3 protein-coding genes are annotated in these 7471 nt (G+C 71.5%); all 3 read right to left on the reverse strand.

The genetic code is table 11. From position 1 onward, the window contains the following. Positions 1–119 precede the first annotated feature (119 nt). The gene (gene pulA / locus AC1DY2_RS12060; protein WP_476762647.1) at positions 120–6161 is read right to left on the reverse strand and encodes a pullulanase-type alpha-1,6-glucosidase; all 6042 of its coding nucleotides are present in this window, start codon (positions 6159–6161) and stop codon (positions 120–122) included. A gap of 232 nt (positions 6162–6393) precedes the next feature. Then, the gene (locus AC1DY2_RS12065) at positions 6394–6630 is read right to left on the reverse strand and encodes a hypothetical protein (RefSeq protein WP_476762648.1); all 237 of its coding nucleotides are present in this window, start codon (positions 6628–6630) and stop codon (positions 6394–6396) included. Between the two features lie 138 nt (positions 6631–6768). Continuing rightward, on the reverse strand, positions 6769–7471 hold a 703-nt coding region (locus AC1DY2_RS12070), incomplete at its 5' end, for a helix-turn-helix transcriptional regulator (protein ID WP_476762649.1).

Genomic DNA, 7471 nt, shown 5'->3' on the forward strand with positions numbered 1-7471 from the left:
GCCGCATCCCATCCCGGGATGCCGCGAATCGTGACCACTCGTGTCACGCCGGCGGCGGGTCGAACTGCAAAGGGCGCCGCCGCGGAGATCCGCAGCGGCGCCCTCGGCGCATCAGCCGGCTACCAGAGGATCAGCGGCACCGGGAACGAGCCCGAGTCCGCGAAGCCCTCGCCACCGTCGAACGACGCCCGGATGACGTGCACGCCCGCCGACAGCTTCGGCAGCTTCACCGAGAAGCGGCCGCGGTCCTTCGCCGTGAGCTCCACGGTGGCGAGCACCTTCGAGCCGTCGGTGATGGTGACCGTGCCCACTGGCTTCGACCCGTCGGCGGCGAGCACCGCGCCGACGTAGTGCACCGCCGAGCCCGCCTTGGCGAGCAGCTTGTTCGGCGCGCCGACCGTGAACGTGGCGACCGCGGGCGGCGCCTGCTCGTCGACCAGCACCGCGACCGAACGTGCCGGCACGGTGACCGAGCCGCTCGCGGCATCCCACGTCGTGCTCTTCACGACCGCGTCGGAGCCGTTCGCCTGCGCCTCGGTGAGGGCGAAGTCGCGGCCTGCGAGTCCGTCGACCTGCTCGGTGATCGCCTCGGGCGACGAGTTGAACACCACGAGGGCGCCGTCGAGCTCGGGGTCGACGTCGTCGCCCACCAGGTCGTCGATCTTCATCACGATGAGGCCGGGCGTGGCGCCGGGGCCGCTGTTCGGGAAGCTCACCTTCTCGTCGATGAGCTCCGCCGAGCCGAGCTGCAGCAGGTCGACCTCGTCACGCACCCGCAGCAGGTCGAGGGCGGATGCCTCGGCCGTCGCGATGTCGGCCGCGGCCGGCTTGAGCGCCGGGTTCGCGAGCAGCGGCTCCATGATGGGCCACTTCTCACCGTTGTCGGCCTCGTTCGGCAGGCCCGACCCGAAGGTCGACTCCTGGCCGGTCCAGTCGATGCGGTTGAACCAGTCGCCCGAGTTGTAGCTGTTGCGGTCGAGGGACTTCGAGCGCAGCAGCTCCGTGCCGGCGTGCCAGAACGACGGCGACTGCGACAGGGTGACCGTGGCGAGCTCGAGGGTGTTCATGCGCACCCGGTCGGCCATCGACGTGTCCGTCGGCAGCTTGAACACCGAGAGGTCGTAGAGCGTCTCGTTGTCGTGCGCGTCGACGTAGTTGATGACCTCGTCGGGCTGGTCGGCGTAGCCGGCCGGCGAACCCCGGTAGTCGAGCTCGTCACCGCGCACGGTCTCGCCCGCGGCATCCGTCAGCTTGTAGCCGCGGAGGTTGCCGGCGAGGCCCAGCTTCACGAGGTCGGTCTGGTGCCCGAGGTCGGCGAGCTGGTCGGCCTGCGACGGCGTGCCCGGCTGCCCGTTCGGGTCGGTGCCGAGGCCCGTGCCGTAGCCCTGGATGAACGTCGACGAGCCGTCGACCGGGCTGCCGCCGTGCACGGCGTCGCGCAGCCGGTCGTTGAACGTGCCGATGCCGGTGCCCCCGAGCTGGCCTTGCGTGGCCTGCTCGAACAGCGCGTTGTTGGCGACCTCGCCGAAGTTCCAGCCCTCGCCGTAGAGGTAGATCGCCTTCCCGTCGACGCCGTCTGCGGCGAGCGTGAGCTCGTCGAGCGCGGCGCGGATCGCGAGCATGTTCTCCTTCGAGTGGTGGCCCATGAGGTCGAAGCGGAAGCCGTCGACCTTGTACTCCTTGGCCCACAGCACCACGGAGTCGACCATGAGCTTCTCGGCGACCTCGTGCTCGGTGGCGATGTTCTGGCAGCAGGTCGAGGTCTCGACGTTGCCCACCTTGTTGAGCCGCTGGTAGTAGCCGGGCACGATCCTGTCGAGCACCGACTTCTCGCCCTGTCCGGATGCCGCGGCGTGGTTGTACACCTCGTCGAGCACGACCTGCAGGCCGGTGGCGTGCAGCGCGCCGACCATCTCGCGGAACTCCTCGACGCGGGCGCCACCGTTCGCGTCCACCGCGTAGGAGCCCTCGGGCGCCTGGAAGTGGAACGGGTCGTAGCCCCAGTTGAAGCCGTCGAGGTCGCGGATCGACTCGAGGCAGGCCTGCTGCTCGGTCGACGCCGGACCGTACGACGCGAGGTCGCACGCGGGGGTCGCCTGCGCGGCCCGGTTCTCCTCGATCGTGGCGATGTCGAACGTCGGCAGCAAGTGCACGGTGTTGATGCCCGCGTCGGCGAGCTGCTTCAGCTGCGCGGTGCCCGCCGAGTCGCGGGTGAAGGCGCGGTACGTGCCGCGCTCCTCCGCCGGCACCGTCTCGTCGGTGATGGAGAAGTCGCGCACGTGCAGCTCGTAGATCGCACGGTCGACGGGTCGCTCCACGACCGGCGCGGGCGTCTCGGCCCACTGCTTCGGCGCCAGCGCGGCGTCGTCGAGGTCGACGACCACCGTTCGCGCCGAGTTGGTGGTGAGGGCCACGGAGTAGGGGTCGGTGACCGAGTTCGTCTCGATGGCACGGGTCGTCGGCGCGTACACGTCGACCGACCAGCGGTACTCGTCGCCCACGTCGACGCCGTCGACGCTCCACGTGCCGTCGGCCGGGTCGAACTCGGYCGGCACGAGCACCGGGTCGCCCGCGGCGCCCGACTCCCAGACCTGGGCCGACACGGACTGGGCGGTAGGCGCCCACAGCGTGAGCTCCGCCTCGTCGCCCGCCACGGTCGCGCCGAGCGGCGTGGACGCCAGCGCGTCCGCGTAGAGGTCGTCGAGCACGCCGGGCACCTGCACGCCGGTGAACGCGCTGAGCGCGTCATCCGTCACCTGGGCCACCGCGAGCTGCTCGGTGAGGAGCTGCTGCACGTCGGCGCGGTCGAGGCCCTCGGGGTGCAGGGCCACGTAGCCCTCGAGCGCCGGGAACTTCGCCAGCTGCGCGTCGGAGAGGCCCGCCGGGTCGACCGTGAGCTCGATCGGCTCACCGCCGCCCGTGACCGCACCCTCCGCGACCGCGAGCGCGGCGTCGGCCGAGTGCTCGAGCGTCCACGTCGCGTCCGCAGCGGATGCCCCGCCGAGGAACTCCGCCGGCCACGCGAGCGTGTCCTCGCTCACCCAGTGCGCGCGCGACTCGCCCGTTCCCGCGAGCGGCGGGTCGGTGACGACGATCTCGAGCACGTGCGTCGCGAGCGTGTAGCGGAACTCGACGAGCTTGCCCGCCGTCGCCGTGAACGTGTAGTTCGCGCCGCCCGGTGCGCCGCCGACGCCGTAGTTCTCGTCCCAGCTGCGGTTGTGGGCGACCTTCACCTCGTAGGACCCGTCGTCGAGGTCATCGGTCGCGTAGGTGTAGACGCCGTCCCTGTCGCCGTCCTGCATGAGCGAGGCGAGGCAGTCGGGCTGCCAGTCGCCGGAGCATCCGATCTGCGACTGGAAGTTGCCCGGAAGGGTCACGACGGGGCCCTCGGCCGTCGAGGAGACGACCTTCGTGTCGGGGTTCCAGAAGAACGTGATCGGTCCGCCGGCGTGCGTGTAGGCGACGTTGCCGCCGTTCGGCTCGCCGTTCGCCCCGTAGTTGAGGTCCCAGCTGCCGTTGAGCGCGACCTTGTACTCGTAGTCGCCCTCGGGCAGGTCGAAGGTGCCGGCGTAGATGCCGTCGGCGCGGAGCGTGAGCTTCGCGGCCTCGCAGCCTGGGGTCCAGTCGCCGGGGCAGCCCATCTCGGAGTTGTGCGAGCCGGGCACCGTGACCAGGTCGATCGGCTGCTCGGGCTCCTCCTCCTCGACGAGGTTCACGGCATTGCCGACCGAGGCGTACGTGCTCGCCGCCGAGCGGTGGCCCGCGGCATCCGTCGACACCGCGCGGTACTCGAGCAGCGTGCCGTTCGCGAGGCCGGCCGTGTCGTGGAAGACGCGGGGGCTCGTGTCCTCGGCGGTGCCGAGCGCGTGCCACTCGTCGGAGCCGGCCACGCGCCAGGCGAAGCTCGTCTCCTGCCAGGTCGCGTCGTCGACGTCGGCGACGACCGGGGCGATGCCCGTGACCCCGGCGCCCGCAGCGGGGGTCGAGACCGAGATGGCGGATGCCGCGTCGGGCGCGCTGACCGTGCGGTCGGCCTTCAGCACCACGGTGCCGAGCGCCGGCACGGTGACGGATGCCACGCCGTCGGCGTTCGCGGTGACGGGCGAGGCGTCGCCGTAGAGCACCTCGAACGCGCCGTCCTTCGTCAGGGTGGGCACGTCGACCGTCTTCGCGACGTTCGAGTTGTTCGACGCGACCAGGTACTCGACCTTCTCGGTGCGGTCGACCCGCGAGAACGCGTAGACGCCCGCGCCGTTGTCGACGTAGCGCTCGATCTGGGCGCCGGTGGACAGCGCCGGGTTGGTCGCRCGCAGGTCGGCGAGCGCCGCGATGTGCTCGTACATCGGCGCGTCGGTCGCGAGGTGCGCGCCCGCGCCGAACGTCTCGCCCGTGACGAGCGGCTGGTTCTGGTACTCGGCGACCTGGGTCGGGAAGAGGGTCTGGCGCGCGCTCTGGTCGCCGCCCGTGCCCGCGAAGCCCTGCTCGTCGCCGTAGTAGACGACGGGCTGGCCGCGCGTGAGGAAGAGCAGCTCGTGGGCGAGCTCGTCACGCTGCAGCGGGGCATCCGTGCCCTGCAGGAAGTAGCCGACGCGCCCCATGTCGTGGTTGCCGAGGAAGGTCGGCAGGGCCGTCGCAGACGAGTCGGGCGTCGTGTAGTAGTCGTCGCCCGCGAAGAGGGACTGCAGGTTCTTCGCCGAGTTGCCGGCCGCGAAGCTCACGGCCTGCGACTGGAAGGTGAAGTCGAGCACCGAGTTCATGTCGGTCTTGCGCACGTAAGGGCTGAGCTTCTGCGGGTCGGCGTCGTAGACCTCGCCGAACATGAAGAAGTCGGGCTTGCCGTGGTCGTGCGCGTAGTCGAGCACCTGCGTCGACCACTGCTCCCAGAACTCGAAGTTCACGTGCTTGGCGGTGTCGATGCGGAAGCCGTCGATGCCGAGGTCGATCCAGTCGTCGTACACGTCGACGAAGCCGTTGACGACGGTGGGGTGCTCGGTCATCAGGTCGTCGAGGCCGACGAAGTCGCCGAACGTGACCGACTCGCCCTCCCACGTGGAGTCGCCGCGGTTGTGGTACAGCGTCGGGTCGTTGAGCCAGGCGGGCACCTTGAGGTCGGCGTCCTCGGGCGTCACCGTCGGCGTGTACGGGAAGCTCGTGTCGGCGTCGAGCGCGGGGAAGGCCGGGTCGCCGGCGCCGGCGTAGTCGCCCGGCGTGAAGGCGTTGCCGTCGGCGTCGCGGTAGGGGCTCGTCGCCTGGTCGATGTAGGAGTGCTGGCCCTCCTCGTAGTCGATGACGTCGGCCGTGTGGTTCGTGATGATGTCGAAGTAGACCTTGATGCCCTTGGCGTGCGCCTCAGCGATGAGCGCCTCGAGCTCGGCGTTCGTGCCGAGGTGCGGGTCGATCTGGGTGAAGTCGGTGACCCAGTAGCCGTGGTAGCCGGCGCTCGCGTCGGCGCCCTCGCCCTGCACCGGGCGGTTCTTGAAGCTCGGCGTGAGCCAGAGGGCCGTCGTGCCGAGTCCGTCGATGTAGTCGAGCTGCGACCGCAGGCCGGCGAGATCGCCGCCGTTGTAGAAGCCCTTCGCGGTCGGGTCGTATCCGGTGGTGAGCCGGTCGCCCGTGAGGCCGCCCTGGTCGTTCGCGGCGTCGCCGTTCTGGAAGCGGTCGGTCATGACGAAGTACAACTGCTCGTCGCTGCCGGGCTGGCGCACGGGGGCGGCGACCAGATCGGCGTCGGCTGCCTCGTCGTAGGCGCCGCGCAGGCCGGTGGCCTCGAGGCCCACGCGCTTCAGGGTGTCGTCGAACACCACCCGCACCGGGGTGTCGCCCTCGACCGTCAGCGGGATGTTGTCGTTGCCGCCGTTCAGGCCGTAGGACTCGTCCCAGGCGTCGTTCACGGCGACCTTGTACTCGTAGGAGCCGGCCGGGATCGTGAACTCGGCGGCGTACACCCCGGGCGTGCCGGTCGGGATGAGCTCCGTCTCGGCGCAGTCGGGCTTCCAGTCGTCGGCGCAGCCGAGCTCCGACTGCAGGCTGCCCACGAGGGCGAACGTGCGGGGCTCCTCGGCCGCGGCCGCGAGGCCCGGTACGAAGACGATGGCGGATGCCGCGAGGGCCCCCGTGACTGCTGCAGCGAACCAACCGCGGGCGCGCACCCGTTGCGTCATCCTTGACTCCCGATTCCCGGCACGACCGCGTGCCACCGACTTGGAGCCGACCGTAGCAGCGCGGCACGCGTTAATGCAAGCGCTTGCACTATCGAGAGGCTCCGGATGCCGCTGTCGGCCGCATCCCCGTCATCTCACGCGTCTTCGCGGGCCTGCCGGTGGAAACGCTCTCAACCTCTGGCCCTCGTTCGCGGGACGCGTCGGCGCGGGGCTCGCCGGTGGAGCGCAGCCCTCAGAGCAGGCGCCCGAGCGCCACCGCCCGGAACCGCTCCTCGCGCAGCTGGGCGGCGACGAGCCGCCGCTCGTGCAGTTCGGCGAGCTCGTCGCGGGTGGGTGCGGCGTGGCGCTGCTCGGCGCTGCGGCTCCACGCGAGGAGCGCGAGGCCGCTGCGACGCGAGATGCGCCGGAGCAACGTGTCGCGTCCGGCGGGGCGGACGATGCCTGCGGTGCCGATGACTGCGGTGTTCATGATGACCCCTCGATCCGTTGGTCGCGGCCCGGTCCCGGGCACATTCCAGTTCTACGGCGAGGAGGTGGGCCGGCTCGTCGGCGACGACTACCGAGATCGGCTGCGGCGGCTACCGAGATCTTCCGGCGCGTGCTGCGATCAGGCCGAGAGGAGGCCGAGTTCGCGGGCCGCGCGCACGGCGTCCTGCCGGCTCTGCACGCCGAGCTTCGCCAGCACCGCGGCGACGTGGCTGTCCACCGTGCGCACCGAGACGACGAGCCGGTCGGCGATCTCCGCGTTCGTGAGGCCTTCGGCGAGGAGCTCGAGCACCCCGACCTGGCGATCGGTCAGTCCCTCGGGGTTGCGCCGGGTCACGCTCGAGGGTCCACGCGGAATGCTCCGCACGCCGCGGGCTCGGAGGTCGGCGCGCACCCGGCGGGCGAGCGGCGCCGCGCCCAGACGGTCGAGGATCACGAGCGCGTCGAGGAGGTCGGCCTCGTCGGGGCTCTCGGCGAGCGCCGCGGCCTCGTGGTACGGGGCGCCGGCCTCGTGCCACAGGTCGGCCGCGCGGCGCCAGTCGCCGCGTGCCTGCACGGCGAACGGGTGTCCGTCGTCGGGCGACACCTCCACCTCGTCGCCCGCGCGCCGCAGCAGGTACGCCAGCTCGGCCCGGAGCGCGCTGGCGTTCCGGCGGTCGGCCTCGTCGAACTCGGGACGGGCGATCGCGCGGGCGGCCGCCGCATCACCGCGGAGCAGGGCCGCCTCGGCCCGCGCGGCCGCCACGGGCCCGCGACGCTGCAGCTCGGCCAGTTCGTCGGCGAGCCGCCGCGCCTCGTCGAGTGCCACGTCGGCGCCCTCGTCG

It is taken from the genome of Agromyces sp. P1_H4 (genome assembly GCF_056405255.1).